Here is a 26,241-nt window from a genome sequence, read left to right as displayed (position 1 = left end):
GGCGCAGGATCGAGCTGAGAACGAATTTCAAGGCTGCCCAGGTCCAGGCGGAGCGGGGTAAGGCGGGTTCTGGTTCGGGCCGGTGGGCGGCGGGCCGTAGGCCGGGTACTGCGGCTGCTGCTGGTAAGCGTTGGGCGGGAAGGCCGGCGCCGGCGGCGCTGACGCGTTGCGGCGGCGGGAGCGGATGAGCGGGACGGCGATCGCGGCCCCGACGAGGGCGGCAGCGCCGACGCCGAGGGCGATCCAGAGGCCGGTGTTGCTGTCGTCGTCCTTAGCCGCGGGCGCCGGGGCGGCGGCAGCAGGTTGATCCTTGTCGGACTCCGCGCTGCCGGTGGGCTTGGAAGCCTCCGGAGAAGGCGACTTGGGCGCAGCAGCCGCAAGGTCAGGGAGCGGGTACTCATCCGCCGGGCCGGGGTCGCCGGGAGTCTTCAGGGCGATGCGGGGACGGACTGCGCCGTAGCCGACGAGGTCAGTACGCTCTGCACCGTTTTTTGCCCTGCCAGCCGTGTTGACCAAGACCCGCAGGACCTGGTTGTTGGTCCACTCAGGATGTTTGGACCAAATCAGTGCAGCGGAAGCGGAGGCTAGGGCAGTGGCATCGCTGGTGCCGTGGCTCCTACAGAGCTGTGTACCTCCGGGGCAGGCATGGATGATCTCGTCACCAGGTGCGACGAGATCCACTTGCGGCCCTCTCTCCGACTCCTTCGTCGCATTGGAATTCCTGTCGAAGGCCGCCATGCCGACGACACCAGGGACTGCAGCCGGGTACAGCACCGGGTTCGACTTGTCACCGCTGTTACCTGCACCAGCGAAGATCAAAGAACCCTTGTCAAGGGCGTACTTCACCGATTCCGCGACCTCGTCCGTCGTCTCTGATACCGCCAGCGAGATGTTGACTACCTTCGCGCCGGAATCCGCAGCGTGACGAATCGCCTTGCTGAGAGACTTGTTGAATAGCTCCGGATTCCAGGCCAGCTTGGTGCCTTCTTTCGCATCTGGCATCCGGATGGGAAGAATCTTGGCATCCGGAGCCAGCCCGATCGCGCCCTTGCTGCCCGCCCCGGTTCCCGTGCCTGCGATTATCGCGGCAATGCCAGTTCCATGCCCGTCGTAGTCAGAGTATTCGTCACCGGGCTTACTGGACAGGTCGAGGCCACCACCGAGCACTTGCCCTCGGAGATCGGGAAGGCTCTTGTCCACGCCACTGTCGATTACCGCAACCGTGACGCCCTTCCCCGTGCTGACCTTCCACATCTCGTCAGCCTTCATCGTGTCCAGGTGCCACTGCTGATCCCGCGCACCCTCTGCATGCGCGGGAGTCGCTGCGATGCCCACCAGCAGCAATCCCAACGCGGCCGACGCAAGGGCAGTGGGTCGGACAAGTCGCTTGCTGCTGGTGGATCGCATCTCTTCCTTCTGGTTTCGGCTCAGACTCAGTCGATGACCGGGGGAACAACGCGGCGCTGACCTTGCTGCCACGTCTCCTCGTCCTCCGACAGGTAGTCCGGACGCTGGCCATCGCGCTCATCGCGGCGAGGGTTGGCGCCGCCCGCCCCGTGCGGCATCGCTCCGACTCGGCCCGCCTGTCCCGTCTGCCCCGGCCCGCTCGCACCCTGACTGGTTCCACGAACCAGGCCCGAGCCGCCAGGAGTGAAAGGACGAGCGATGTTCTGACCGCCCGGCTGAGCCCGACCGCCGACAACGCCGCCGGTCTCGGACGCAAGACGACGACCGCCCGTGATACCGGTCTGCCCTGGGCCCACCGGACCGGTACCCGGCAGACCCGGCATGCCTCGGCCCACGGGTCCGGTTCGGGCCGTTTGCCCCTCACCGATTACCGGGGTACGGGGAAGCCCAACCGTAGGACGACTAGTCGGCGGAACGGACTTGCCGCCTGAGATGCCCTCACGCGGCATCCGCGAACCGCCGGGGCCGATCGGCGCGGGTCCGGGGCCGGGTCCGATGGGCCCTCGCAGGCCAGGCCCCGGGATCCTTCCAACCGGCGGATTGGTATTGGGCAGGCCTTGCTTACCGCCAAACGTGGGCGGAATCGGCCCAGGCGTAGGCATGACCGGCCCCTCAGGCCTGCCTACGGGCGGCAGGTTGGGCGGCGCACTCGGAGGCGCAGTGGTACGCGGATCAGGCAGCGTGTCCACACTGTCGATCTCCATGTCCACAGGCCGGTCCAGCGCCGGCTGAACGGTGCGGCGCGAGTCCCCCGGGACGAGCTCAGTGGGCTTCGCGGTGTCCTCACGGCTAGAGGGCGGGGACACATAGGCATCGGCAGTAGCGACGGACTGGCTAGTCCTGCCCCTCGTACCGGTTTGCCCCACGTACTGAGTGTTAGAGACCCGCTCTGCCATGGGCGGCGGAACGAACTGGCCCGGCGGAGGCGGGAACTCCGGAGGATGCAGAGCCATTATCTTTTCGCCGGAGTTCCTGTACGTCCCCGCAAGCCGCCTCAGCTCATGAGCCGCCGCATTGCGCCGCTCCTCCTTCTGCTGGAGAGCCGCTTCCAACTGCTTATGGGTATCGGACATGTCGCCCGCGCCGCGATCATTGCTTGCAGCCTTCAGAACCGCTCGAGCTTCACTTTCCTGGGTCTCGAGCTTCCCGTCCTTCTTGGGGATCGCGCTGTTCGCCCCTGCGATCGCAACGGCGACCTCCTCGAGAAACGAGGACGCCTGCTCGCTGTACCTGCCCAACTCCAGCGTGGCCATCGCAGCGTCATGGCCCCAGTCCCGAAATGCCTTGGCGCCTTCGCCTTCCCATACGACGCGCGTCATGTGCGTCTTGAGTCCGTCGCCCACCCGCGTGATCATCGAAGCCGCTTTGGACAACTTCTTGGCAAGCTCCGCTGCCGACTCCGCCTTCGTGCCCTCAAGCATGTCCAGCAGTTCGTCGTGCGTCTTGGAGAAGAAGTCCGTCTCCTGGAGCGGCGGTGCCTTGCGTCCGCTCGTCGCATCCTCAGCCATGCCAAGCCCCCATTCCTGCGTTCCCCGCGTTCATCACGTGTTGATCGAGCCGGCACCGGACTGCGAACCGCCGCTGCCGCCCGCGTGCTTGTCGACGCTCTGCTGCGCCTGCTGCCCGTACTGGTCCATCTCGTCCGCGAACCGAAGCATGCGCCGCCGGATGTCGTCGTCGATGTTCTCGTAGCCCACCTGAGAAGCCTGCACGGCGATGCTCAGCCCGTCGATCTGCTGCGCCAGGATCTTGGAGAGCTTCTCGAGTTCGTCGTGGACCACCATGTACGTGCCGTACAGGAAGGCGCTCTCTCTGAACTCAGGCTTGCCGAGGTGTCCCGGTTCCAGTCGGTCGGCGGAGACCTTGTCAGGCGCGGCCTCGGAGCCTTCAAGTTCCAAGAGAATCTTGTCGATCTCCTTCTTGAAGGTCGACATCGACTCCATCTCGGTGACCATCTTCGCCGCGGCCACGGCACCGCCCACAAAGGGCAGCATCCCGAGCGCCCCCAAGCTAGCTGCCGCTGCTACCCCGTTGTCCTCCGCCACGAACGCCTCCCCGTTTACATACGTCTACAGGGAACACTGTACCGAGCAACGGTGACACCGCGCATCCCGTCATTGCACGTGCAATGAGCGTCACACGGTCAGGAGTTGGGGGCTGCGACCGCCGCCTGTGGCCGGATTGGGAGCCTGTTGACCGGGCGGCCCGTCGCTGCGCGCACCGCTGACGCCACTGCCGCCGGGGAAGTGACCACCGAGGCCGCGCTCGCCGGCTTCGCGCCGAAGGGGGCGACCACGTCGCGTTCTTCGACCAGTTTCACGATGCGAATGTCCGGGGCGTCCAAGGATGTCGGGAGTGCGTACCCCGTCAGGTCCGGGTGGCGGAGCAGGCCGCGGGCCGTGCGGAGGTTCTCCGTCAGGGCCGCGCCGACCCCCTGGGTGACGCCCGCCTCGATGCGGGTCGTCAGCTGGGCCGGGTTCAGGATGCGGCCCACGTCCTGGGCCACCGCCATCTCCACCACACGGATCGAGCCAAGCTCGATGTCGACGTCGACCACCGCGCGGATCGCGCAGAACGCCAGGCCCACGAACGCGTCGCCCTGGCCCGACTCGTCGAGGGGCTCCGTGGGGTGGGGGCGGCACTGGGCCGTCGCCCATAGCTCCTTGCCGTCCATAGCCTCCATGACCGTCGTCGAGAGCACGCCGTCGTACGACGTGATCTTGCCGTCGGTGATCTGCAGCAGCTCGGTGGACATCCCGAACTTGTGGGCCAGCGGCTGCAGGAGCTGGGTGCGCACCATCTTGGCCGCGCGCTCGACCGCGCCGCCCGAGACCCAGGTGTGGCGGCCGTGGGCCGCCGGGCCCGCCGGCGGCTGGTCGGTGTCGACCGAGGCCACGTGGACCTCGTCGATGCCCAGCGTCTCCTGGACGATCTGGCGCGCCAGCGTCGAGAAGCCGGAACCCGTCTCCACCGCCGCGCAGATGACCGTGGCGACTCCGTCGTGGACCTTGACCGTCGCCGTGGAGACCTCGTCGGTCCCCTCCGCCCCGAGCATGTGGACCATGCCCAGCGCGTAGCCCACGCCCCGGCGCACCGCGCCCGGCTCGCCCGCGCCCTCCGGGCCGCCCGGGAGGAGCCAGCCGGACTCGGGGGTGTCCTTGGGGAGCGAGGGCAGGGGGTAGTCGCGGACCGCGTGGAGCAGTTCCGCGACGGGGGCGGGGCAGGTGACGGTCTGGCCCGTGGGCAGGATGTCGCCGGTCGCGAGCACGTTGCGCAGGCGCAGCTCCGCCGGGTCGAGGCCCAGCTTGCCCGCGAGCTTGTCCATCTGGGCCTCGTACGCGGCGCAGACCTGCATCGCGCCCTCGCCGCGGACATGGCCCGAGGGAGGGTTGTTCGTGCGCACCGCCCAGCCCTCGATGAAGGCGTGCGGGACGACGTAGGGGCCGCAGGCGAAGGCCACCGCCGCCGCGAGGGACTCCGAGGAGGAGTCGGCGTACGCGCCGGCGTCCAGCAGGAGCTGGGCCTCGACCTTCACCAAGTGGCCCTCGGCGTCCGCGTGGTGGCGGTAGCGCAGCAGTGTGGGGTGGCGGTGGGCGTGGCCGAGGAAGGACTCCTCGCGGGTCGCCGTCAGCTTGACCGGGCAGCCCGTCCTCAGCGCCAGCAGGCCCAGCGGGAGCTGGAAGCCGGGGTCCTCGCGGTCGCCGGTCGCGCCGGGGACGCCGGTGACCACGACCTTCACTCGGTCCGGCTCCAGGCCGAAGCAGGAGGCCGCCAGATCGCGGTCGGTGTGCGGGTCGGTGGAGGCGACGTACAGCTCGACCCCGCCGTCCGGGCGCGGCACCGCGAGGCCGGCCTCGGCGCCGATGGGGGCCGGGTCCTGGCGGCCGATGCGGTAGAGGCCCTCGACGATGACCTCTCCCGCGGCTTCCGGGTCGCCATAGCGCAGCGGAATGTGGCGGATCAGGTTGCCGTCGGGGTGGAGGGGCTCGGCGGCGAAGGCCTTCTCGGGGTCGGTGACCGGGTCGAGGGGCTCGTACTCGACCGCGATGGCCGCGGCGGCCAGACGGGCCGTGTCGGGGTGGTCGGCGGCGACCGCCGCGAGGGCCTCGCCATGGTGGCGCACGATCTCGGAGGCGAAGACGGGCCGGTCGGCGATACGCCTGCCGTACGCCGAATCACCGGGAATGTCCTGATGCGTGACGACGGCTCGTACGCCCGGCATCTCCAGCGCGGCCGAGGTGTCGATCGACAGAATGCGGGCATGGGGGTGCGGAGAGCGCAGAATCGCGGCCCACAGCAGACCCTCGGCCCACAGATCGGCGGCGTACGGAAACGTCCCCTCGGTCTTCGCGCGGGCGTCGGCCGGGGGGAGCGAGGCGCCGAGGCCGTGCGCGGGCTGCTCGGGCCGGGGGCCGTCGACCGACTGGGGGGTCGTCGTGGTGGCCGAGTCGTTGCTCACGCCATGCCTCCGTCGTGCGGGTGGAGCTGCACACTACCTGCGCCGGGGGGCGCCTGGTGCGGGATGCGGGCTTCCTCGCCCGGACGCCCGCCGGGCTGCCCGCCCTGCTGCGCGGCCTCCACCGCCGCCGCGGCGCTCGCCTCGCGCTCGGCGACCACTTCGCGTACGGCGTCGAGGACGCCCCGGTAGCCGGAGCACCGGCAGAGGTTGCCGCAGAGCGCCTGACGGGTCTCCAGCTCGGTGGGGGCGTGGTTGCCCTCCAGGAGGTCGTGGACGGTCATGGCCATGCCCGGGATGCAGAAGCCGCACTGGACCGCTCCGCAGCCGGCCAGGGCGCGCTGGACGTCGGAGGGCTCGCCGTCGGCGGCGAGGCCCTCGACCGTGCGGACCTCGGAGCCGGCCGCCGTCGCGGCGGGGACCAGGCAGGAGGCGACGAGACGGCCGTCGACCTGGACGTTGCAGGCGCCGCACTCGCCCTGGGAGCAGCCGTCCTTCGCCCCGGCCAGGCCGAGGCGCTCGCGGAGCACGTACAGGAGGGACTCGCCGATCCAGGCGTCGGTGACGGGGCGGTCGGTGCCGTTGACCCGAAGGACGTAGGAGGTGGGCGGGTGTTCGTCACTGCCGGTCGACGACGTGGGGGCGGCTGCCGAGGGGGCTTCCGCGCCCTCTCCCAGTTCCGCGCCCGCTTCGAGGCCAGCGTCTACGCCCGCTTCCGCGCCGGACTCCACACGGGCGTCCACGGCGGATTCCACGCCAGCGCCCACGCCGGACTCCGCGGCCGTCTCCCCCGCGGCCTCCTGAACCGAGTCAGCGGCACTGCCGTGCTGTGACGGGTCGTGCTGTGACAGGTCGTGCGACGCGTCCCGCGCGGGCGGCAGCGGGACGGACTCCGCCCCTGCGACGGGAGTCGGCTGCGCGGCCCCCGTCGACTCCGGCTCGTGAGGCTCGTGAGGCTCTCGCCGAGTCTGCGGCTCGTGAAGGTCCTGCTGGGCACGGTCCTGCGGATGAGGCTCCGGCTGCTGCTCCTGGGGCGTCGTCGCCCACGGCGCCGTCGCTCCGCCCGGCAGCGTCGTCCACGCCGCCGGAGCGCCGCCGCCGAGCGTGCCCGATCCGATCGTTCCGGTCGAGCCGTTCGTGCCGCTGGCGCCCTGGCTCTCCCACTGCTCCCGCAGCGACGAGGCCGCGTACTCCCCCGACTCCTCCGGCAGCTCGCCGTCCGCCACCGGGATCGACCACTGGCCGGTCTGGGCCGGCTCGACCTGCTCGGGGGCCGCGGCCTCCGAGAAGGTCCACTGGCCCGTCGCCTGCGGGTCGGCGGGCGCGGGCTCGGGCCACTGCTGCTGGTGGGGGACCTGGTACTGCGGGTCCTGGTGCTGTGCCATCCACGCCGCCGTGTCCGGGTCCACCGAGGCGGCCGGGGTCAGCGGGTTGATCATCGGCGGCACATAGCCGTGGCCCGGGGCCTCCAGCGGCGCCGCGTCCAGCGCGCCCTCGGGGGGCAGCTGGAGGAAGGCGGTCGCCTCGGCGTCGTACTCCCCGCCCTGAGGCGTCGGCTGCCAGCCGCCGTGCCCCTGCGGGGTCTCCTGGTTCTCGTCGTCGCTCACGACAGCGCCCTCCCCAGTGCACGTCGGGCCAGCGCGGCGACGGTGCGCCGCAGATGCAGTACGGCGGGCGGCAGCACGGCCTGCTCCTCGCCCGGAGCGGCCGGGGCCGGGTCAGGGATGCACGCCGCCGCGACGTACTCGCCGAACGCCGCCAGCGCCTCCGCCGCGAGCCCCCGCTCGCCGTCCCAGTCGATCAGCGAGGCGATCCAGCGCTCCGCCTCCAGCGGCCGCAGCGGCATCGGCGCGATGGCGCCGACCGCGCAGCGCACCCCGCGCCGGGCGGGGTCGAGGACGACCGCGACGGACGCGGTGGCCCGGCCGGGGCCGGTGCGGCCGGTCGCCTTCAGGAAGACCTGGGGGGCGTGCAGCAGGGGTACGCGTACGAAGCCGATGAGTTCGGCGGGCCCGAGCATCTCCCGGCCTGCCAGCAGGTGGGAGACGGGGATCGCGCGGCGTGCGCCGCCGGGGCCGGCGATGACGAGGTCCGCCTCGAGCGCGGCGAGCACGGGCAGCGCGTCGCCGGTCGGGGCGGCGGTGGCGATGTTGCCGCCGAGCGTGCCCGCGTTGCGGATCTGGGGCGGGCCGGCCGCACGCGCGGACGCGGCCAGCGCGGGGATGAGGGCCGCGAAGTCGGGCCGTCCCATCCGGGCGTGGGTGAGTCCGGCGCCGAGCAGGGCGTGCCCGTCCTGGTAGCGCCAGCCGCGGATCTCGCTGATGCGGCCGAGGCCGACGAGGCCGGCGGGGCGCAGTTGGCCCCTGTTGACCGCGGCCATGAGGTCCGTGCCGCCCGCGACGGGCACGGCGGCGGGCATGGCGGTGAGTGCCGCCACGGCCTCGTCGAGCGAGGCCGGCAGCGTCACCGACTGCGCCGCCTGCGGTGCGTGCGTGGTCACCCAGTGCCCCTTCCCGGTGTCCCGGCTGTCCCGCCTGTGTTGCCGTACCGTACGTGCTCACAGCCCGGACGTGGCAACTCTGGCACATCTTCCGGGCCGACCGACGAGAGGGTCCGCGAAGGGTGGATCCGCACCGGATGCCCCTTCTCGCGCCGATGGTCCGGTTTCGCATACCGTCACCGCCACATGCGGATTGCCACTCTTCGGCGACCCATGTACGACTTATTCCCCTAGCGGCTCCACGGTCCCAGGGGGTCGGACAGACGGCGACCGCCTGGCGCCGGGCTCACACGTTTGGGGGCGCACCCTCGATCGGGCGTCCGAGCACGCCGGGGCGTTTCTGCCACGGCAGGGGGCCCGCGGGCGGGCGGTAGTCGACGCCGAGCGCGTCAAGGCGCGCGTAGTGCGAGGCCATTCGGCGCTCGAAGCCGGCGAAGTCCCGCTCGGCCGGTGCGGGCAGCGCGGACCAGGCGACCTCGGCGAAGGCGGCCAGGCGGGGAAAGACCTGGTAGTCGACGCGGGAGCGGTCCTGCATCACCTCGGTCCACACATTGGCCTGCGTGCCGAGGACGTGCGCCGCGGCTTTCTCGGAGAGCTGCGGTGGAACGGGTTCGAAGCGGTAGACGTCCTCCAGGGTGCGCACATAGCCGATCGGCATCGGCTCGTCGGCGCCGCCGTGCTGCCGGTAGTCGAAGTACACCTGCTGCTGGGGGCACATGACGACGTCGTGGCCTGCCTCGGCGGCGGCGACGCCGCCGGCGTACCCGCGCCAGGAGGAGACGGCGGCACCCGGCGCCAGGCCGCCTTCGAGGATCTCGTCCCAGCCGATGAGGCGTCGGCCGCGCTCGGCGAGCCAGGCGTCGAAGTGGCGGACGAACCACGACTGCAGCTCGTCCTCGTCGGCCAGCCCCAGCTCCTTGATGCGGGCCTGGGCGGTCGGGGAGGCCTTCCACTGGTCCTTGACGCACTCGTCGCCGCCGATGTGGACGAACGGAGAGGTATCGGCGGGGAAGAGGTCGAGGAGCTCCTCGAAGACGCCCTCGTAGAAGCGGAGGGTGTTCTCGGTGGGGGCGAGCACGTTCGGGTTGACGCCCCAGTCGTCCCAGACGGAGAGGCGGGCGGTGTCGACGACGTCGGTGTTGCCGAGTTCCGGGTACGCGGCGATGGCGGCCTGGGAGTGGCCCGGGACGTCGATCTCGGGGACGACGCCGATATGCCGCTCGGCGGCGTAGGCGACGATCTCGCGGATGTCGTCCTGCGTGTAGTAACCGCCGTGCGGCCGCTCGTCCCAGAGCTCTGAGGCGCCGTGGCCGATCCTGGTGCGCGCCCGCCACGCGCCGACGTCCGTCAGCCTGGGGTAGCGCTTGATCTCGACGCGCCAGCCCTGGTCGTCGGTGAGGTGGAGATGGAAGACGTTGAGCTTGTGGGCGGCGAGGAGGTCGAGGCAGCGCAGCACGTCGCTCTTGGGGAGGAAGTGCCGTGACACGTCGAGCATCATGCCGCGCCAGGGGAAGCGCGGGCGGTCCTCGACGACCTGGTGTGCGACGGCGTAGGTCGCGTCCGGGCGGACGGGGGCGCTGCGGAAGGCGTCGGGGCCGAGCAGCTGACGCAGCGTCTGCGCGCCCCAGAAGACGCCTGCCGGGCCGCCGCCGCGGATCTCGACGCCCCGGTCCTGGACGGCGCTCAGCCGGTACGCCTCGGGCTCGAGGCCGTCGTCGAGGAGCAGGGCGATCGAGTTCCGCGCGCCCTGCTCGCCCGGCGCGAGCGGCAGGCCGAGCGCCGCTCCGAGGGTCGAGCGCAGCCAGCGCTCGGCGGTCTCCGTGCCCGCGGCCGCGTGCAGCGTGGTGCGGAAGTCCAGCAGGAACCCTCCGCGCGAGGGGCCTTCGACGAAGGCGGGGGCGGGGATCAGGTCCATGGGGGCACTCTCCGGGGAGGCGGCTTCGGCGGCGGGGGAAGGCGAAGGGGAGTCCATAGAGCTCGCTGAATCCATAGAGGTCGCTGAATCCGTAGAGGTCGCTGAATCCGTAGAGGTCGCTTCCGCAGGGGTCATCGCGTCAGTCCTTGACCGCGCCGCCCAGGCCGGAGACCAGGCGTCGCTGTACGAGTACGAAGAAGACGAGCACCGGCACGGTCATCACCGTAGACGCGGCCATGATCCCGCCCCAGTCGTTCTCGTCGGGCTTGAAGAAGACGAGCAGCGCCATCGGGAGGGTCGACTGCGAGGTGTCGCTGATGATGAAGGATTTGGCGAACAGGAAGTCGTTCCAGGTCGAGATGAAGGAGAAGACGCTCGTAGCCACGAGCCCGGGGAAGACCAGCGGGAAGAGGATCTGCCACAGGAAGCGGGCGCGGCTCGCGCCGTCGATGTAGGCGGCCTCCTCCAGCGCTTCCGGGACGGCTTTGACGAACCCCCGCAGCATCCAGATCGCGAAGGGGAGCGAGAAGGCGATGTGCGGAAGGATCAGCGAGCCGAGGGTGTTGAGCTGGCCGAAGTCCCGCATGAGGAAGAACAGCGGAATGGTCAGCGCCTCGATCGGCACCATCTGCGCGACCAGGAACATGATCAGCAGAGTCGTGCGGAATCGGAAGCGGAACCGGGTGACCGCCGTGGCCGCGAGGAACGCGATGAGCGCGGAGGCGACGACGACCACGCCCGCCACCAGCAGGCTGTTGAGGAAATAGCGGCCGAATTCCTCCTGTTCGAAGACGCGCCGGAACGAGTCGAGGGACGGCGAGAGCGTCCATGGGCGCGGCTGTGCGGACTGGACTTCGCCCGCCGGCTTGAAGGCGGAGAGGACCATCCAGTACAGCGGAAAGGCGACGACGGCGGCGGTGAGGAGCGCGGCCGCCTCGGCGGCCAGACGCCAGGGGCGGCGGATGCGGAGCAGGCTCACAGTTCTTCTTCTCTCTGGCGTCGCAGCAGGCGCAGATAGACGAGGGTGACGGCCAGCAGAATCAGCAGCATGACGACGCCGATCGCGGAGCCGAGGCTGTACTGGGAGGACGCGAAGGCTTTCTGATAGGCGTACACATTGAGCACGAGATTCTGGCCCGCGATGCCGCCGCCGTTGGTCATCACATAGATCTGGGTGAAGACCTTGAAGTCCCAGATGATCGACTGAATGGTGACGACGACGAGAATGGGCCGCAGCATGGGGGCGGTGACCGAGCGCCAGATCCGCCACTGCGAGGCGCCGTCGAGGGAGGCGGCCTCCAGGACCTCGGAGGGGATCGCCTTGACGCCGGCGTAGACGGTCACCATCACGAAGGGGAACGAGCACCAGACGACTTCGAAGAGCACGAGCGCGAAGGCGGCGAAGCGGTCGTACGTCCAGGAGAAGTCGCCGAGCCCCAGGACCCGGTTGACGGGTCCGAAGTCGGGGTCGAAGAGGAAGACCCAGACCGTGGACCCGGTGACGGCGGGGGTGGCCCAGGCCCCGAGGGCGGCCAGCATCAGGGCGAGGCGCGGGAGGGCGCGTACGCGCGTCAGCAGGACGGCCAGCGCGCAGCCGACCGCGAGGGTGGCGGCCACGCAGGCGGCGGCGAAGACGACGGTCGCGAGGAGGACCTGCCAGAACTGGCTGTCGGCGAAGAGGGCGCGGTAGTTGCCGAGGCCCTTGAAGGACGTGGGCTCTCCCCCGCTGACCTGGGCCTGCGTGTACTCGAGGAAGGAGATGAGCCCCAGCTGGTAGACGGGGTAGACGAGCAGCCCGCCGAGGACGACGAGTGCGGGGGCGAGGTACAGCCAGGGGGTCCAGCCGCCGCTCCGGGCGGAGGGGGTCGCCGCTGCTCTGGGGCGGCGGGCGGCGCCGGGGGCCGGGCGGCGGCTCCCGGGGCGGGTCTTCGTGGGGTGGCCGCCGGCGGCGGGCGGCTGGGCGCCGTCGTTGCTCGTGTGCGCGGCGCCCGTCCCATCGGCAGGACTCGCCTGGTCCGTAGGGTTGGTGGCGTTCGTAGGGTTCGTGGCGTTCGTCGTGTTCCTCATGGCGTTCGGCTCGCTCAGCCCGCTCAGCCCGCGTCGGCGAACGCCGCGTTCATCTTCTTCGCCGCGTCCGACGACGCCGCCTCGACGTCCTTCTTGCCGCTCACGATCTCCTGGAACATCGTCGGCAGCACGAGCGAGGCGTCGATCTGCGCCCAGGCAGGGGACGCCGGAACGAACTTCGTGCCCGCGCCCAGGGTCTGCACGAAGGGGGCCACGAAGGGCTCCTTCTTCGCCGCCTCCGCCCGTACGTCCGTGTACGTCGGCAGGAAGCCCATCGCCTCGAACAGCTTCCGCTGGGTGTCCTTGCCCGTGAGCTCCTTCATCAGGTCCACCGCGAGCGTCCGGTGCGAGCTGCTCTTCAGTACGCCGATGTTGTTGCCGCCCGCGAACGCCGGCGCCGGCTCGCCCGCCGTGAGCCCGGGCAGGGGCGCCACCGCGTACTTGCCCTTCACCGAGCCCGCCTCCACCGCCTGGTGGCTGAAGTCGCCGCCGATCGCCATGGCGGCCTTGCCCGAGGCGAAGGCGGTGACCGTCGCGTTGCCGCCCATCGAGGCGCACTTGGCGGCGGGGCAGTTGTCGTCGCCGAAGAGCGAGGTGTACGCCTCGATGCCCTTGCGCGCCGCCGCGCTGTCGATCGACGCGCGGTAGGAGCCCGCGCTCTGCTCGGCCAGCTCGCCGCCGTTGGCCCAGATGAACGGCATGGCGCCATAGGTGTACGCGCCACCGACCGCGAGCCCGTACAGCTCCGGCCTCTCCTTGTGGATCTTCTTCGCCGTGGCGATGAGCTCGTCCTGCGTCTTGGGCGGCTCGATCCCCAAGTCCGCGAACACGTCGGTGCGGTAGTACAGCGCGCGTACGCCGACGAAGAGCGGGGCGCCGTAGACCTTCCCGTCGACGGTCACCGACTGCTTCGCCGTCGGGTCGGCGTCCTTGGCCTCGTCCCAGGCGGCGAACTCCGCGCTGACGTCGGCGAGTCCGCCGTCCTTCACATAGCCGGCCGTGTCGGTGTTCCCGTACTCGATCAGATCCGGCGCGCTCTTCGGGTCGTTGAAGGCCGCCTTGATCTTCTGGGCGCGGGTCTCGACGGGTATGTACTCGACCTCGACCTTCGCGCCCTCGTGCTTCTCGCCGAAGGCGGCCAGCGCCGCGTCGACGACCTTCTCCTTGGGCTTGTTGTCGACCTCCTGGAAGAGCCAGACGCGCAGGGTGCCCGTCTTCTCGTCCTTGTTCGCGCTGTTGTCGGAGGTCTGGGGCGCGCAGGCGGTGGCGGTGAGGCCGGCCAGCACAAGTGCCATGGCCGGGGCGGCGATTCGGGCGGACAGCTTCATACGAGGTCCCCTACGAGTCGACGTTGCAACATACGCAACGGGCGTTTCGTACTGCACAACACGCAGGAGGCTAGAGCCGCGCAAACAACCGGACAAGAGGTCTCAACCACTCTGTGACCAGCAGCCGCACCCCGTGCAACGGGACCGGGTCGCGCCGGGAACGCGAACGGCCCCCGGAGCGCGCGGTCAGCGCGCTCCGGGGGCCGTTCTCAGCGGAAGGACTACGTCGAAGGACTCCTTGGAAGGACTACTTCTTGTCCTTGCCGCCCTTGTCCTTGTCGCCGCCGGGACCCATGGAGTCGTAGATCTCCTTGCACAGGGGGCAGACCGGGTACTTCTTGGGGTCGCGCCCCGGCACCCAGACCTTTCCGCACAGTGCGACCACGGGAGTGCCGTCGAGGGCGCTCGCCATGATCTTGTCCTTCTGGACGTAATGGGCGAAGCGCTCGTGGTCGCCGTCGCCGTGCGACACCTGTGGCGTCGGCTCTACGAGGGTCCCCGTGCCTGTCCCGCGCTCGGGCTCAAGAGTGCTCATAAACGCCAAGGGTACTCACCCGCGGCCCATCCGGTTCAGGCGTCCCCGGGCGGCCGTGTCCCGTGGCGTCGCGCGGCGGCGCGGCGGGCCCCTCGGACTGCCCCGCCCGGGCGCGGTCCCGCCCCGGGGTCAGTTGAGCGTGGGGTCGTCCGGGTAGGTCGCGAACATGGCGAGCTCGCTGCGCTGGCGGCGCAGCACCGCGCGCCACAGGCTCTCCGGCCGCGGCGACGACACGTCGCCCGGCTCCGACTCCACCACGTACCAGGCCCCCTCGCCCAGTTCGTCCTCCAGCTGGCCGGGGCCCCATCCGGCGTACCCCGCGAAGATCCGCAGGGATCCCAGCGCCCCGCCGAGCAGTTCGGGCGGCGCCTCCAGGTCGACCAGGCCGATCGCGCCGTACACCCGCCGCCAGCCCAGCGGCCCCTCGTCGCCCGGGATGACGGCGACGCCCAGCGCCGAGTCGAGGGAGACGGGACCGCCCTGGAAGACCACGCCGGGCTCGCCCGCGAGGGGCGCCCAGGGCTCCAGGATGTCGCCGACGACCACGGGCGTGGGCCGGTTGAGGACGACGCCGAGCGAGCCCTCGTCGTCGTGATCGAGCAGCAGGACGACCGCCCGGTCGAAGTTCGGGTCCGCGAGGACGGGAGTGGCGACGAGCAGCCGCCCTGTGAGCGAGGACACCTCGGTCATGCGAGACATGATCCCGCATCTTCGCCCTCCGCGGGGGCCGAGCGGCTGACTGTGAGCCAGTGCAGCTCAGACGGGCCGGAAACAGCAGAGAGACACGGCCGGCCGGCCGCCGGGCGCGGTGACGCTGAGCGAGAGAGGGCAAGCTGAGCGTATTGTGCCGAATTCATTACACCTGTGAAGGCCCCTTGGCCTTACGGGAGAGGGGTAGTAGCCCCTTACTCTTTTCTCTGGCCCCTGCCCGACCTCTCCCTGGCTCCCCGGGGGGACCCTCCGGAACGCGAGATTCATGACCGGCACAGACGATGTACTGCTTGTCCACGGCGGAACCCCGCTGGAGGGCGAGATCCGGGTCCGCGGCGCGAAGAACCTCGTGCCGAAGGCCATGGTCGCCGCTCTGCTCGGCAGTGAGCCCAGCAGGCTGCGCAATGTGCCAGACATCCGTGATGTGCGCGTCGTACGCGGACTGCTGCAGCTCCACGGCGTGACGGTACGCCCCGGCGAGGAGCCGGGCGAGCTGGTGCTGGACCCGTCGCATGTGGAGAGCGCGAACGTCGCGGACATCGACGCGCACGCGGGCTCCTCGCGGATCCCGATCCTCTTCTGCGGCCCGCTGCTGCACCGTCTGGGCCACGCGTTCATCCCGGGCCTGGGCGGCTGCGACATCGGCGGCCGGCCGATCGACTTCCACTTCGAGGTGCTGCGGCAGTTCGGCGCGACCATCGAGAAGCGGGCGGACGGCCAGTACCTGGAGGCCCCGCAGCGGCTTCGCGGCTGCAAGATCCGTCTGCCGTACCCCTCGGTCGGCTCGACCGAGCAGGTGCTGCTGACGGCCGTGCTGGCGGACGGCGTCACCGAGCTCACGAACGCGGCGGTGGAGCCGGAGATCGAGGACCTCATCTGCGTACTGCAGAAGATGGGCGCGATCATCTCCGTGGACACCGACCGGACCATCCGGATCACCGGTGTCGACAAGCTCGGCGGCTACACCCACCGGGCGCTCCCGGACCGCCTGGAGGCGGCCTCCTGGGCGTCGGCGGCGCTGGCGACCGAGGGCAACATCTATGTGCGCGGCGCGCAGCAGCGCTCGATGATGACCTTCCTCAACACCTACCGCAAGGTGGGCGGCGCGTTCGAGATCGACGACGAGGGCATCCGCTTCTGGCACCCGGGCGGCTCGCTCAACGCCATCGCGCTGGAGACGGACGTCCACCCGGGCTTCCAGACCGACTGGCAGCAGCCGCTCGTGGTGGCGCTGACCCAGGCGGCGGGCCTGTCGATCGTGCACGAGACGGTGTACGAGTCCCGGCTGGGCTTCACCTCGGCGCTCAACCAGATGGGCGCACACATCCAGCTGTACCGCGAGTGCCTGGGCGGCTCGGACTGCCGCTTCGGCCAGCGCAACTTCCTGCACTCGGCGGTCGTCTCGGGCCCGACCAGGCTCCAGGGCGCCGACCTGGTCATCCCGGACCTGCGCGGCGGCTTCTCGTACCTGATCGCGGCGCTGGCGGCGCAGGGGACGTCGAGGGTCCACGGGATCGACCTGATCAACCGGGGCTACGAGAACTTCATGGAGAAGCTGGAGAAGCTGGGAGCGAAGGTGGAGCTGCCGAGCGCGGCGCCGCTGGTGTGACGCCGCTGGTGTGACGCGGGGGCTCGGCGAGGCGCGCTGACCCCCGTAGAGCGAGCCGAGAACGAACCGAACGCCGGACCCGGGCTGAAGCACTCAGCCGGTCCGGCGTTCGGCGTTCTGCGGCCTCGGGGCGCGATGGGGCGTTCCGCGGGCCCCGGAGCGCGGTTCGGCGTTCGGCGGCCTCGGGGCGCGATCGGGGCCCGCGGTGCGCTGCGCCGGCCGCCGACGCCCCGCCGGGCGGCGACGGCCCCGCCAGCTGCCCACGAGCGCCCGCACGCCCTCTGTACGCCCCGTAGACGCGTGAAGGGCGGCCACCCCTTCCGGGATGGCCGCCCTTCACGTACTGGGGGCTTACTTGCCCTTCGCGGCTTCCTTGAGCTTGGAGCCCGCGGAGACCTTCACGCTGTAGCCGGCCGGGATCTGGATCGGGTCGCCGGTCTGCGGGTTACGAGCGGTGCGAGCGGCACGGTGGGTGCGCTCGAAGGTCAGGAAGCCGGGGATGGTGACCTTCTCGTCGCCCTTGGCGACGACCTCGCCGACAGTCTCGGCGAGAGCGGCCAGCACGGCGTCGGCGTCCTTGCGGGTCACCTCGGCGCGGTCGGCCAGCGCGGCCACCAGCTCACTGCGGTTCATGTTCTTACTCCCGTGTTCTTCTTGCCTGTGAGGCTTGAGATCGAAGCCGATGCTGCCAGGGCCCTCGGACAGTCCCCGGACCCGGGTCTGCCGTCAGGCCCGCCGCGCCCGTGGGGTTCCCCCTAGGGCGAAGCCCTCAGGGGAGCATCCTGCCCCCACCAGCGGCGGGAAAGCCAATCCGGCGCCCTCCGGAGTCACACGAAAAGCGCCACTGCCTCGTCGTGGTGACGTTCCGTCCACTTCCTGGAGACTCCGCGCAGTCGCAGAGCCTCGAGCGCGGGGCTCATGGTCCGCCACCCTAAGGCGGCTTTCACGGCCCCGCGACCCGCGACGCGCCGGTGTCAGGCGGACGTGGGGCCCGTCACAGCCGCCCCGGCGGCCTTCGCGGCGTTCCGCACGGCGCCCGCGACCGCTCCCGCGACCTTGTCGTTGAAGACGGACGGGATGATGTAGTTCGGGTTGAGCTCGTCCTCGGTGACCACGTCCGCGAGGGCCGTCGCGGCGGCCAGCATCATCTCGGTGTTGACCGTGCGGGACTGAGCGTCCAGCAAACCGCGGAAGACGCCGGGGAAGACCAGGACGTTGTTGATCTGGTTCGGGAAGTCCGAGCGGCCGGTGGCGACAACTGCCGCGGTCTGCCGGGCGATTGCCGGGTCGACCTCCGGGTCGGGGTTCGCGAGCGCGAACACGATCGCGCCGTCGGCCATGGCGGCCACGTCCTCGGCGCTCAGCAGGTTCGGGGCGGACACGCCGATGAATACGTCCGCGTCGGCGACCGCCTGCTTGAGGGTGCCGGTGACGCCCTCGGGGTTGGTATTGTCCGCGATCCAGCGCAGCGGCGACTCGGGGGCGGCGGCGACGAGGTCCTCGCGGCCCGCGTGGACGACGCCGTGGATGTCGGCGACGACGGCGTGCTTGACGCCGGCCGCGATCAGCAGCTTGAGAATGGCCGTGCCGGCCGCTCCCGCGCCGGACATGACGACTCGTACGTCCCCTATGGCCTTGCCGACCACGCGCAGCGCGTTGGTCAGCGCGGCGAGGACGACGATCGCGGTGCCGTGCTGGTCGTCGTGGAAGACCGGGATGTCCAGGGCCTCGCGCAGCCGGGCCTCGATCTCGAAGCAGCGGGGCGCCGAGATGTCCTCGAGGTTGATGCCGGCGAAGCCGGGGGCGATGGCCTTGACGATCTCCACGATGGCGTCGGTGTCCTGGGTGTCCAGGCAGATCGGCCAGGCGTCGATGCCGGCGAAGCGCTTGAAGAGGGCCGCCTTGCCCTCCATGACGGGCAGAGCGGCCATGGGGCCGATGTTGCCGAGGCCGAGGACGGCGGAGCCGTCCGTCACCACTGCAACGGAGTTGCGCTTGATGGTGAGGCGGCGGGCGTCCTCGGGGTTCTCGGCGATCGCCATGCAGACGCGCGCCACGCCCGGGGTGTAGATCATCGAGAGGTCGTCGCGGTTGCGGATGGGGTGCTTGGACGCCATCTCGATCTTGCCGCCGAGGTGCATCAGGAACGTACGGTCGGAGACCTTGCCGAGGACGACGCCCTCGATGCCGCGCAGCTCCTCGACGATCTCGTCGGCGTGGGCGGTGGAGGTCGCCGCGATCGTGACGTCGATCCGCAGCTTCTCGTGGCCGGAGGCGGTCACGTCCAGGCCGGTCACGGAGCCGCCGGAGGACTCCACGGCCGTGGTGAGCTGGGAGACCGCGGTTCCGCTCGCGGGCACCTCCAGCCGGACCGTCATCGAGTACGAGACGCTTGGCGCCGTTGCCATGACCGGGTTCCTCTGCTTTCCCTAGCTTCGTTGCTATACGGCGCCTTGGCTCGTGGCCCTCTGACGCCATCCGATATTCGCACCTACCTGCGGGTAGCAGGTAATGCGGTCATTTAGTTTTCGGAAACAGTTTTCCACCATACGAGAAGCGCTGGCCAAACAGAAGAGGCCCACCTCACCGAGCGGTGAGGCGGGCCTCATTCTGTGCGTACGTACGAGAGTGGCACCGACCCGCCATGCTCGCCTCGCGGCAAGTGGTCGCTCGTAGCGACGAAGGTTGGGCCCGGGGGCTTGGATCGGGCCGGTGCCACCCCCAGGCTAACAAACCACCCCGGGAAGTGATTCCCGCATCGCGGGTTGACTGCCCATCAGACGACGAAGGGGACGTTTCGCCTCTCGGCGGCGGGTCCCGGGGGCGGTCCGCCGGACCGTCTCCGGCCGGTCCCGACGGCGGCCCGGGGCCCGCCGCGAGCTCGTGCTGAGGCAGGCGCGCGGGAGTCAGCGGGTCTCCAGCGCCCTGGTCCCCGCGGCCGCTTCGGGCGGTCCCGGCGGCGGCCCGCCGCGCGCCTGCGCGCCCGTTCCGCGGCAGGCGCGTCCGGCGGGGGCTCCGTCGGCGCCCGGTCGCAGGTCTCCTCCAGGGAGTCGCCGCCCTCGCTGAGCACCCGCCCCAGGTCGATGTCCCGGCCGCGGGCCTCGACGAGGCCGTCGATGAACAGGGCCGTCGACGTACCCCACCGGCAGCTCGACCTCCGGGGCTCGAACGGCAAGCGCCCCAGGCCCAGCGACGGCCCGCCGCGCGCCCGTTCCGCGGCAGGCGCGCTCGACCCGGGCGGCTGCCCTCCCCGCCCCTCCCCCGTCAGTCCCGCAGCAGGTCCGGGACGCCGGCCGTGTCCGGGTCGTCGCGGCGGTCTGAGATCACCGTGAGCTGCTGCGTCGCACGTGTCAGCGCCACGTACAGCACCCGCAGGCCCGCCGGGGACTCGTCGGCGATCTCTGCCGGGGAGACCACCACCGTCGCGTCGTACTCCAGCCCCTTCGCCTCCAGGGAGCCCAGCGCCACCACCCGCTCGCCGAGCCCCGCCAGCCAACGGGCCGCCTGGTCGCGACGGTTCATCGCGACGACCACGCCGACCGTGCCGTCGACCTGGTCGAGCAGGCGCTGCGCCTCGGCTCGCACGGTCTGGGCGAGGTCGCCGTCCCGTACGACCGAGAAGCGCGGGCGCACGCCGGTGGAGCGGACCGCGGACGGGGACTGCATCCCGGGCATCGCCAGGGCCAGCACCTTGGCCGCCAGCTCCGCGATCTCCGCCGGGTTGCGGTAGTTGACGGTGAGCTCGAAGCGGCGGCGCGGGCGGCTGCCCAGCGCCTCGTCGCGCGCCTCGGCCGCCTCGTCCGGGGAGGACCAGGACGACTGCGCCGGGTCGCCGACGACGGTCCAGGTGGCGTGCCGGCCGCGGCGGCCGATCATCCGCCACTGCATCGGCGTCAGGTCCTGCGCCTCGTCGACGATGACGTGCGCGTACTCGGTGCGCTCCGCCGCCAGCCGCTCGGCCCGCTCGCGCTGGGTCTCCTCGCGCTGCGGCATCAGCTCCTCGAGGCCGGTGAGCTGGTCCAGCGGGTCGAGCTCGCGCCTCTTGCGGGGGCGGGCGGGCGTGCCGAGCAGCGTGTGGAGCTCGTCCAGCAGCGCCACGTCGTGCACGGAGTACGCCTCGCGCTTGAGCGAGCGGGCCACCTTGCGCACCTCGCCCGGGTTGAGCACGCGCCGCGCCCAGCGGCCCAGCGTGCGCTCGTCGGCCATCGCCTTCAGCACCCCGCGCGGGGTCAGCTCGGGCCACCACGCGTCCAGGAACGCGATGAAGCTGTCCTCGCTCGCGACGTCCTCGTCGAAGGAGGAGCGCAGCTCGGCGGCGAGCTCGGGGTCGCTGTGGCGGCCGCCGTTGCCGGACTTGGCGTACAGGGCGTCGAGGAGCAGCCTGCGGGCGCGCGGGCGCAGCATGTTGACCGGCGCGGCGCCGCCGAGGACGTTGTGCCGGATGCGCTGGAGGTCGTCGGCCTCCAGCTCCAGACGGCGGCCGAAGGCCACGACGCGCAGCCGGGAGGGGGTCTCGGCCGTCGCGTCGGCTCCGGCGTCGGGCTCGTCGCCGAAAGCGAGCTGCCCGCCGGGCCCGGACGCGGCGGGCCGGGCGGGACCGGAGAGCTCCAGGGCGCCCCGCGCGGCCTTGCGCAGCACCTTGAGCATCCGCGAGGAGCCCTTGACCCGGGCCACGGCCGGGTCGTCGTACGCGCTCGCCTCCGCGCCGTCGACGAGGCTGCCGACCGCGCGGATCGCGACCTGCCCCTCCTCGCCCAGCGACGGCAGGACGCCTTCGGTGTACGCGACGAGCAGCGGGGTCGGCGAGACGATCAGGATGCCGCCCGCGTACCGCCGGCGGTCCTGGTAGAGCAGGTAGGCCGCCCGGTGCAGGGCGACGGCCGTCTTCCCGGTGCCCGGGCCGCCCTCGACGTACGTCACGGAGGCGGCGGGCGCCCGGATCACCAGGTCCTGCTCCGCCTGGATTGAGGCGACGATGTCCCGCATGGTGTGGCTGCGGGCCTGGCCGAGCGCCGCCATCAGCGCGCCGTCGCCGATGACCGGGAGCTCGGCCCCGTCCAGGGTCGCCGTCAGCTCCGGGCGCATCAGGTCGTCCTCGACGCCGAGGACCTTGCGGCCCTTGGAGCGGATGACGCGGCGGCGGACCACCCGGCCCGGGTCGACCGGGGTGGAGCGGTAGAAGGGCGCGGCGGCCGGCGCGCGCCAGTCGATGACCAGCGGCGCGTAGTCGGAGTCGAGGACGCCGATGCGGCCGATGTGGAGCGTCTCGCCGATGTCGGCGACCTGGCGGGCGCCGTCCTGGCGTACGGCGTCGTCGGCCGGCTCGACGGAGGTGTACGCGCCGTCCGGGCCCTTCTTGCCGTCCTTGCCGTAGAGCAGGTCGATGCGGCCGAAGAGGAAGTCCTCGAACTCGTTGTTCAGCCGGTTGAGGTGGACCCCGGCCCGGAAGACCTGGGCGTCCCGTTCGGCGAGCGCGCCGGGGGTGCCTACTTGGCCCCGTTTGGCGGCGTCGTTCATCAGGAACTCCGCCTCATGGATCTTCTCCTCGAGACGCCGGTACACCCGGTCCAGATGTTCCTGCTCGACGCCGATCTCACGGTCTCTGACCGTGTCGACGACCGATCCGACCATGGAATCAACAGCGGCATCCTGCGCGGCCACCGAGGCCCCCTTCTGACGTGCACTGGGCAGCCGTCAACCGTACGCGAAGGGGGCGAATCTGTCAGGCGTCGATTCGCCAGTCGATATCGGGTCGTCACCAGGTCGTCCCTGGGAGCGCGCCCATGTCAGGTCGTGCGCAGAGCCCTCAGGGCCCTGTCGCGGACATGCGTCACCGGCGACGGTCGCCGTGCCCGTGGGCCTCGGAGTCCGTCACCGGTCTCAGGCGCCGATCTGCACCAGCTTCTTGCCGTCGAAGGTGCGGACCTCGAAGTGATCGATGTCATTGCGGTCCATGGCCGCTCCGCCGTGGATGTACAGCGGCTTCCTGGCGATCTCGTTCGGGCTGTCCGGTATGCCGTATCCCCACTTCGGGACGCCCCAGGAGGTGACGATCTCCTCCTCGCCGGCTTTGGAGACGGCTACCAGGTTGCACTTCTGGGGACCTTTGACGTTCTTCAGCTCCAGAACGGTGTGGGTGCCGTACGCCTTCTTCTCCATGCCGACCGTCGCGCTGATCTTGGTCGTGGGGTCGGTGGCCTGGAGCTTCTCCTCCATGTCGTGGAGGAAGGCGTTCTCCGCGGGGCTGGTGGGGTGCGGGTCGGCGACGGCCTCGGCCTTGCTGGTGTCCTCGGCCGTGACGACGACCGCGATGGTCGGGCCGCCGATGATCAGGGCCGCGGCTGCGGCGATCATGTACATCCCGCGCCTGCGCTTGGCCGCGCGCTTGGCGGCGACCTCGTCCAGCAGTCCGCCCAGGAGCTTCGGGCTGGGAGCGGTGGGCACCACGGGGACGGACCGCGGGGGCGGGTAGCCCGAGATGCCCGGCATTCCTGACATCCCCGGCATCTGCGGCATGTTGAGCACGTTCGACGGCCGTGCCGGAGCGGGCGCCTCAGCCAGCATCGCCAGCATCGGCTCCATTCCGGAGAACTCCTCGAGGTGGGCGGCACAGAAGTCGCAGCCCGCGAGATGCATCTCGAAGGCAGAGGCGTCTGCGTCGTCCAGGATGCCGAGCACATACGCGCCGACGGCGTCGTGCACAGATTCCTGCTCGTACATGGTCATGCCGTGACCCCCCTCTCCTCCAGAGCGAGCTTCATGGAACGGAGTGCGTAGAACACACGGGACCGCACGGTCCCGCTGGGTATGCCGAGCGTTTCGGCCGCCTCATTGACCGTACGTCCCTTGAAATACGTCTCGACAAGAACTTCCCTGTGAGCGGGCGTCAAATCATCGAGTGCATCTGAGAGCGTCATCAGCCACAACGCCTTGTCGATCTCGTCCTCCGCAGGCATGACCTCCAGCGGCGACGGGTCGACCTCCTGCGGCCGGGCCTGCCGGCTGCGGTGACCGTCGATGACGATGCGGCGTGCAACCGTCACCAGCCAGGGTCGGACAGAGCCGGTAGCCCGGTTGAGCTGACCAGCGTTCTTCCAGGCACGGATGAGCGTCTCCTGCACAACGTCCTCGGCGCGCTGACGATCACCGGCGACGAGGCGGAGTACATAGGCGAGCAACGGCCCCGCGTGTTCGCGATACAGCGCACGCATCAGCTCCTCGTCAGGCACGGAGGAGTCGTGACGTGGCTTCTCGCTGCGATGGCGGGCCCGTTGCGGACGGTCATCGGCCACGGCGGCATCCTTGCGCACCTAGAACCTCCCGGTCGAGACCCTGATTTCGGCTGACTGCTTCTCCCTCATCACTACGGGGGCAGAAAGCGGAACACTCAATGCCGGGAGAAAAAGTTTCAAGATCTTTGAGGGGAGGGGCGCAACGTCCGGTTCGCGGTGGTTTCAGGCCCTGGTCTCAGGCTCTGGTCTCAGGCTCTGGAGACCGCGGCCGCCCTGCGGCGGTGCCGGGCGACCCGCTCACGGTTGCCGCACACCTCGCTGGAGCACCAGCGCCGCCTGCGGCCGCGCGAGGTGTCCAGGTAGACCCGGTGGCAGTTGTCGCCCTCGCACTGCCTCAGCCGGGCCCGTGCCGCCGGGTCCGTCAGCAGCTCGACGGCGTCCCGGGCGACGGCGGCGAGCAGCGCCGAGCACTCGGGGGCCGAGCTCAGCGCCCGTACGAGTCGGCCGTCCGCGCTCCGTACGGCTCTGATGCCCGGGGGCGCGCCCGCGGCGAAGGCGTTGACGCGCTCGAGGGCGGCCTCGGCGCGGCGGCCGTCCAGCTCGGCGCGTACCAATGCGGTCACGCACTCGCGCAGTTCGGCGAATCTCCCCGCCCACCGGCCGTCGACGTCGGCCAGGGGCGTTCCCGGGGGCAGCAGCCCCGCGCCCACCAGCCACCGCGCGAGCTGTCCGGAGCCCTCCAGCGTCCCGGGGCCGCCGGGGGCGGGCTCCGAGGTCGCCACCAGGTCCAGACAGATGCGCCCGGAGTCGAACCGCCACGCGTACAAGGGCGATCCCGTCGCGCCTGCCGCCATGCGCCTGTCACCGCCTCGGGGTCTGAGTCGGATGTCCCCACCAGAGTGCCCCTCCGGCGGTGCGGCCGGAACCCCTTCTTCCTGGCGCATCCGGCCGCACCGTCGAATGTCGGTCGTCGGCCGCTCCCGCGTCGGCCGTCAGTCAGTCGCGCGTGCGTCGGCCGTGAGCCGCTCCGCTCGTGCGTCAGTCGCGCGCGATGCCCGGGGCGATGTCCTCGTGCACCTCGGCGGGCGCCGCGCTGCGGGCGGCGGGCTTGGGCGTCTTGCCGCAGAAGGCGGACTCGAGGGCGCCGGCCATGGCGTTCAGGACGTCCCCGTTGTTGGAGGTGTTGGCGACCGCGGTGATCGAGCGCTTCCCGTCCTTCGTGGTGAAGGCGTACGTGTAGTAGCCCTGGACGGTGCCCGTGTGGCCGTAGACGGACGTGCCGCAGGACAGGTCGCGGCGGCGCACGCCCAGCCCGTACCCCTGGGTGCTGTTGACCGGGGTCCACTGCTGGAGCTGTGTCAGCAGGTCCGCGGGGAGCAGCCGGCCGCGGAAGAGCGCGGAGAAGAAAGTGTCCAGATCCCGCGGGCTGGAGATCATCGCTCCGGCGCTCTGCGCCCAGGAGGCGGTCTGCCGGGTGGAGTCGACGAGGGGCGCGCCGGCCTCGTCGGGCGTGAGGTAGCCCTTGGTGTGACGGCCGGGGATCGCGGCGTCGGGGTGGACGTAGTGGGTGTCGTTCAGCTTCAGCGGCTTGATGATCCGGTCGCGGTACTCGGCCGCCACCGAGCGTCCGGTGGCCTTCTCGATGAGCTGTCCCACGACGACGAAGTTGGTGTTGGAGTACGCGTAGGCGGCGCCGGGCTCGTTCCGCAGAGGCTTCTTGAGCGAGAGGTCCACCAGCTCCTGGAGCGTGAACACCTTGTTGCGCACGGCCTCGAAGCCGGGGACCGTCTTGTCGAACATCTCGTCGGTGTAGTCGGACAGACCGCTGCGGTGGCTCAGCAGATGACGCACGGTGATCTTGTCGTCGGGCAGCAGCCCCGGCAGATAGGAGTTGACCGAGGCGTCCAGGGCGATCCTCCCCTCGCCGACCAGCTGGAGCAGCACCACGGAGGAGAAGCTCTTGGTGACGCTGCCGGCCCGGAAGCGGTCGTCGGTGCTGATGGCGCGTCCGGTCGCCCGGTCGGCGACGCCCTCGGCCACCTTGTAGACCCTGCCGTCGTCGTCGATGCGCGCCATCGCTCCGGGGGCGCCCTCGGCGAGCGCGGTGCGCAGGACCTGGCGCAGGCCCGCGACGTCGGGCGCGGGCTTCGTCGCCTGCGCCGCCGCGCGCGCCGCGGTGGGCGCGCCCTCGACGGCGCGGGCCTTGGCCGGGGCCGGGCCGTGGGCGGGGACCGCCTGGGCGGGAACTGCCAGCAGGGACAGCAGTACTGCGCTGAGCGCCGTGCCGGCGCCCACCATGCCTGAGACCATCTGGTTCTTCTCCGTTTCGCTGCGAGCCGCGCCGTGATCACGACGTACGACACCGCATATACGCACCGGCGGATCGTCAGGTTGCATGGATACGGGGGAAGTTCACCCGTT

At 70.9% G+C, this 26,241-nt stretch carries 20 protein-coding genes; 1 reads left to right on the top strand and 19 read right to left on the bottom strand.

Annotated features, from left to right (window positions below):
• Window positions 1-27 precede the first annotated feature (27 nt).
• The 12 genes from mycP to AB0M39_RS16925 all read right to left on the bottom strand — a co-directional run bounded on the left by mycP (window position 28) and on the right by AB0M39_RS16925 (window position 14,958).
• Window positions 28-1,407 (bottom strand): type VII secretion-associated serine protease mycosin, encoded by a 1,380-nt coding sequence (gene mycP / locus AB0M39_RS16980; protein WP_365364911.1) that lies wholly within the window; start codon window positions 1,405-1,407, stop codon window positions 28-30.
• 26 nt (window positions 1,408-1,433) lie between these two features.
• The gene (locus AB0M39_RS16975; RefSeq protein ID WP_365364909.1) at window positions 1,434-2,975 is read right to left on the bottom strand and encodes a hypothetical protein; all 1,542 of its coding nucleotides are present in this window, start codon (window positions 2,973-2,975) and stop codon (window positions 1,434-1,436) included.
• Window positions 2,976-3,008: 33 nt separating this feature from the next.
• Window positions 3,009-3,512, bottom strand: coding sequence for a hypothetical protein (locus AB0M39_RS16970; protein ID WP_365364907.1), 504 nt, complete (start codon window positions 3,510-3,512; stop codon window positions 3,009-3,011).
• Between the two features lie 98 nt (window positions 3,513-3,610).
• Window positions 3,611-5,926 (bottom strand): xanthine dehydrogenase family protein molybdopterin-binding subunit, encoded by a 2,316-nt coding sequence (locus AB0M39_RS16965; protein WP_365364905.1) that lies wholly within the window; start codon window positions 5,924-5,926, stop codon window positions 3,611-3,613.
• Window positions 5,923-7,530 carry a 2Fe-2S iron-sulfur cluster-binding protein gene (locus tag AB0M39_RS16960; RefSeq protein ID WP_365364903.1) on the bottom strand — a complete coding sequence of 536 codons (1,608 nt, stop codon included), beginning with the start codon at window positions 7,528-7,530 and terminating at the stop codon, window positions 5,923-5,925. The genes AB0M39_RS16965 and AB0M39_RS16960 overlap by 4 nt, the downstream gene beginning before the upstream one ends.
• On the bottom strand, window positions 7,527-8,423 hold the full coding sequence (locus tag AB0M39_RS16955; RefSeq protein WP_365364901.1) for an FAD binding domain-containing protein: 897 nt from the start codon (window positions 8,421-8,423) through the stop codon (window positions 7,527-7,529). The genes AB0M39_RS16960 and AB0M39_RS16955 overlap by 4 nt, the downstream gene beginning before the upstream one ends.
• Before the next feature lie 286 nt (window positions 8,424-8,709).
• Window positions 8,710-10,338 (bottom strand): beta-N-acetylhexosaminidase, encoded by a 1,629-nt coding sequence (locus tag AB0M39_RS16950; protein ID WP_365364899.1) that lies wholly within the window; start codon window positions 10,336-10,338, stop codon window positions 8,710-8,712.
• A gap of 139 nt (window positions 10,339-10,477) precedes the next feature.
• A complete protein-coding gene (locus tag AB0M39_RS16945; protein WP_365364897.1) occupies window positions 10,478-11,317 on the bottom strand; it encodes a carbohydrate ABC transporter permease in 840 nt (279 codons plus the stop codon).
• Window positions 11,314-12,405 (bottom strand): sugar ABC transporter permease, encoded by a 1,092-nt coding sequence (locus tag AB0M39_RS16940; protein WP_365364895.1) that lies wholly within the window; start codon window positions 12,403-12,405, stop codon window positions 11,314-11,316. The genes AB0M39_RS16945 and AB0M39_RS16940 overlap by 4 nt, the downstream gene beginning before the upstream one ends.
• Window positions 12,406-12,428: 23 nt before the next feature.
• Window positions 12,429-13,733, bottom strand: coding sequence for an extracellular solute-binding protein (locus AB0M39_RS16935; protein WP_365364893.1), 1,305 nt, complete (start codon window positions 13,731-13,733; stop codon window positions 12,429-12,431).
• 247 nt (window positions 13,734-13,980) lie between these two features.
• The gene (locus AB0M39_RS16930) at window positions 13,981-14,268 is read right to left on the bottom strand and encodes a DUF3039 domain-containing protein (RefSeq protein ID WP_365364891.1); all 288 of its coding nucleotides are present in this window, start codon (window positions 14,266-14,268) and stop codon (window positions 13,981-13,983) included.
• Window positions 14,269-14,397: 129 nt separating this feature from the next.
• On the bottom strand, window positions 14,398-14,958 hold the full coding sequence (locus AB0M39_RS16925) for a YqgE/AlgH family protein (protein WP_365364889.1): 561 nt from the start codon (window positions 14,956-14,958) through the stop codon (window positions 14,398-14,400).
• 286 nt (window positions 14,959-15,244) lie between these two features.
• Here AB0M39_RS16925 and murA point away from each other — a divergent pair, with 286 nt between their 5' ends.
• Window positions 15,245-16,588 (top strand): UDP-N-acetylglucosamine 1-carboxyvinyltransferase, encoded by a 1,344-nt coding sequence (gene murA, locus AB0M39_RS16920; protein WP_365364886.1) that lies wholly within the window; start codon window positions 15,245-15,247, stop codon window positions 16,586-16,588.
• 351 nt (window positions 16,589-16,939) lie between these two features.
• On the opposite strand, the gene AB0M39_RS16915 is transcribed toward murA, so the two are convergent.
• From AB0M39_RS16915 to AB0M39_RS16885, 7 genes are all read right to left on the bottom strand, one after another.
• A complete protein-coding gene (locus AB0M39_RS16915) occupies window positions 16,940-17,221 on the bottom strand; it encodes an HU family DNA-binding protein (RefSeq protein WP_004571953.1) in 282 nt (93 codons plus the stop codon).
• A gap of 341 nt (window positions 17,222-17,562) precedes the next feature.
• A complete protein-coding gene (locus AB0M39_RS16910) occupies window positions 17,563-18,996 on the bottom strand; it encodes an NAD-dependent malic enzyme (RefSeq protein WP_365364884.1) in 1,434 nt (477 codons plus the stop codon).
• Between the two features lie 856 nt (window positions 18,997-19,852).
• Window positions 19,853-22,219, bottom strand: a complete 2,367-nt coding sequence (locus AB0M39_RS16905; protein ID WP_365364997.1) for a UvrD-helicase domain-containing protein — start codon at window positions 22,217-22,219, stop codon at window positions 19,853-19,855.
• Between the two features lie 249 nt (window positions 22,220-22,468).
• A complete protein-coding gene (locus AB0M39_RS16900) occupies window positions 22,469-23,314 on the bottom strand; it encodes a zf-HC2 domain-containing protein (protein ID WP_365364882.1) in 846 nt (281 codons plus the stop codon).
• Window positions 23,311-23,898 (bottom strand): sigma-70 family RNA polymerase sigma factor, encoded by a 588-nt coding sequence (locus tag AB0M39_RS16895; RefSeq protein ID WP_365364880.1) that lies wholly within the window; start codon window positions 23,896-23,898, stop codon window positions 23,311-23,313. Before AB0M39_RS16895 ends, AB0M39_RS16900 begins: the two co-directional genes overlap by 4 nt.
• A gap of 170 nt (window positions 23,899-24,068) precedes the next feature.
• Complete coding sequence (locus AB0M39_RS16890; RefSeq protein WP_365364878.1) at window positions 24,069-24,674, bottom strand: ABATE domain-containing protein; 606 nt, start codon at window positions 24,672-24,674, stop codon at window positions 24,069-24,071.
• 184 nt (window positions 24,675-24,858) lie between these two features.
• Window positions 24,859-26,130, bottom strand: a complete 1,272-nt coding sequence (locus AB0M39_RS16885; protein WP_365364876.1) for a serine hydrolase domain-containing protein — start codon at window positions 26,128-26,130, stop codon at window positions 24,859-24,861.
• Window positions 26,131-26,241: the final 111 nt, after the last annotated feature.

This window comes from Streptomyces sp. NPDC051907 (assembly GCF_040681075.1).
Classification (GTDB): domain Bacteria; phylum Actinomycetota; class Actinomycetes; order Streptomycetales; family Streptomycetaceae; genus Streptomyces.
This window is presented reverse-complemented; position numbering and strand designations above follow the sequence as displayed.

What these genes read in the sequence shown, in the direction of transcription:
- AB0M39_RS16885 (WP_365364876.1), bottom strand. Translation starts at nt 26,130, where the DNA reads ATGGTCTCAGGCATGGTGGGCGCCGGCACGGCGCTCAGCGCAGTACTG.
- AB0M39_RS16925 (WP_365364889.1), bottom strand. Translation starts at nt 14,958, where the DNA reads ATGACCGAGGTGTCCTCGCTCACAGGGCGGCTGCTCGTCGCCACTCCC.
- murA (WP_365364886.1), top strand. Translation starts at nt 15,245, where the DNA reads ATGACCGGCACAGACGATGTACTGCTTGTCCACGGCGGAACCCCGCTG.
- AB0M39_RS16975 (WP_365364909.1), bottom strand. Translation starts at nt 2,975, where the DNA reads ATGGCTGAGGATGCGACGAGCGGACGCAAGGCACCGCCGCTCCAGGAG.
- AB0M39_RS16940 (WP_365364895.1), bottom strand. Translation starts at nt 12,405, where the DNA reads ATGAGGAACACGACGAACGCCACGAACCCTACGAACGCCACCAACCCT.
- AB0M39_RS16935 (WP_365364893.1), bottom strand. Translation starts at nt 13,733, where the DNA reads ATGAAGCTGTCCGCCCGAATCGCCGCCCCGGCCATGGCACTTGTGCTG.
- AB0M39_RS16900 (WP_365364882.1), bottom strand. Translation starts at nt 23,314, where the DNA reads ATGACCATGTACGAGCAGGAATCTGTGCACGACGCCGTCGGCGCGTAT.
- AB0M39_RS16915 (WP_004571953.1), bottom strand. Translation starts at nt 17,221, where the DNA reads ATGAACCGCAGTGAGCTGGTGGCCGCGCTGGCCGACCGCGCCGAGGTG.
- AB0M39_RS16905 (WP_365364997.1), bottom strand. Translation starts at nt 22,219, where the DNA reads ATGGTCGGATCGGTCGTCGACACGGTCAGAGACCGTGAGATCGGCGTC.
- AB0M39_RS16930 (WP_365364891.1), bottom strand. Translation starts at nt 14,268, where the DNA reads ATGAGCACTCTTGAGCCCGAGCGCGGGACAGGCACGGGGACCCTCGTA.
- AB0M39_RS16890 (WP_365364878.1), bottom strand. Translation starts at nt 24,674, where the DNA reads ATGGCGGCAGGCGCGACGGGATCGCCCTTGTACGCGTGGCGGTTCGAC.
- AB0M39_RS16950 (WP_365364899.1), bottom strand. Translation starts at nt 10,338, where the DNA reads ATGGACCTGATCCCCGCCCCCGCCTTCGTCGAAGGCCCCTCGCGCGGA.
- mycP (WP_365364911.1), bottom strand. Translation starts at nt 1,407, where the DNA reads ATGCGATCCACCAGCAGCAAGCGACTTGTCCGACCCACTGCCCTTGCG.
- AB0M39_RS16910 (WP_365364884.1), bottom strand. Translation starts at nt 18,996, where the DNA reads ATGGCAACGGCGCCAAGCGTCTCGTACTCGATGACGGTCCGGCTGGAG.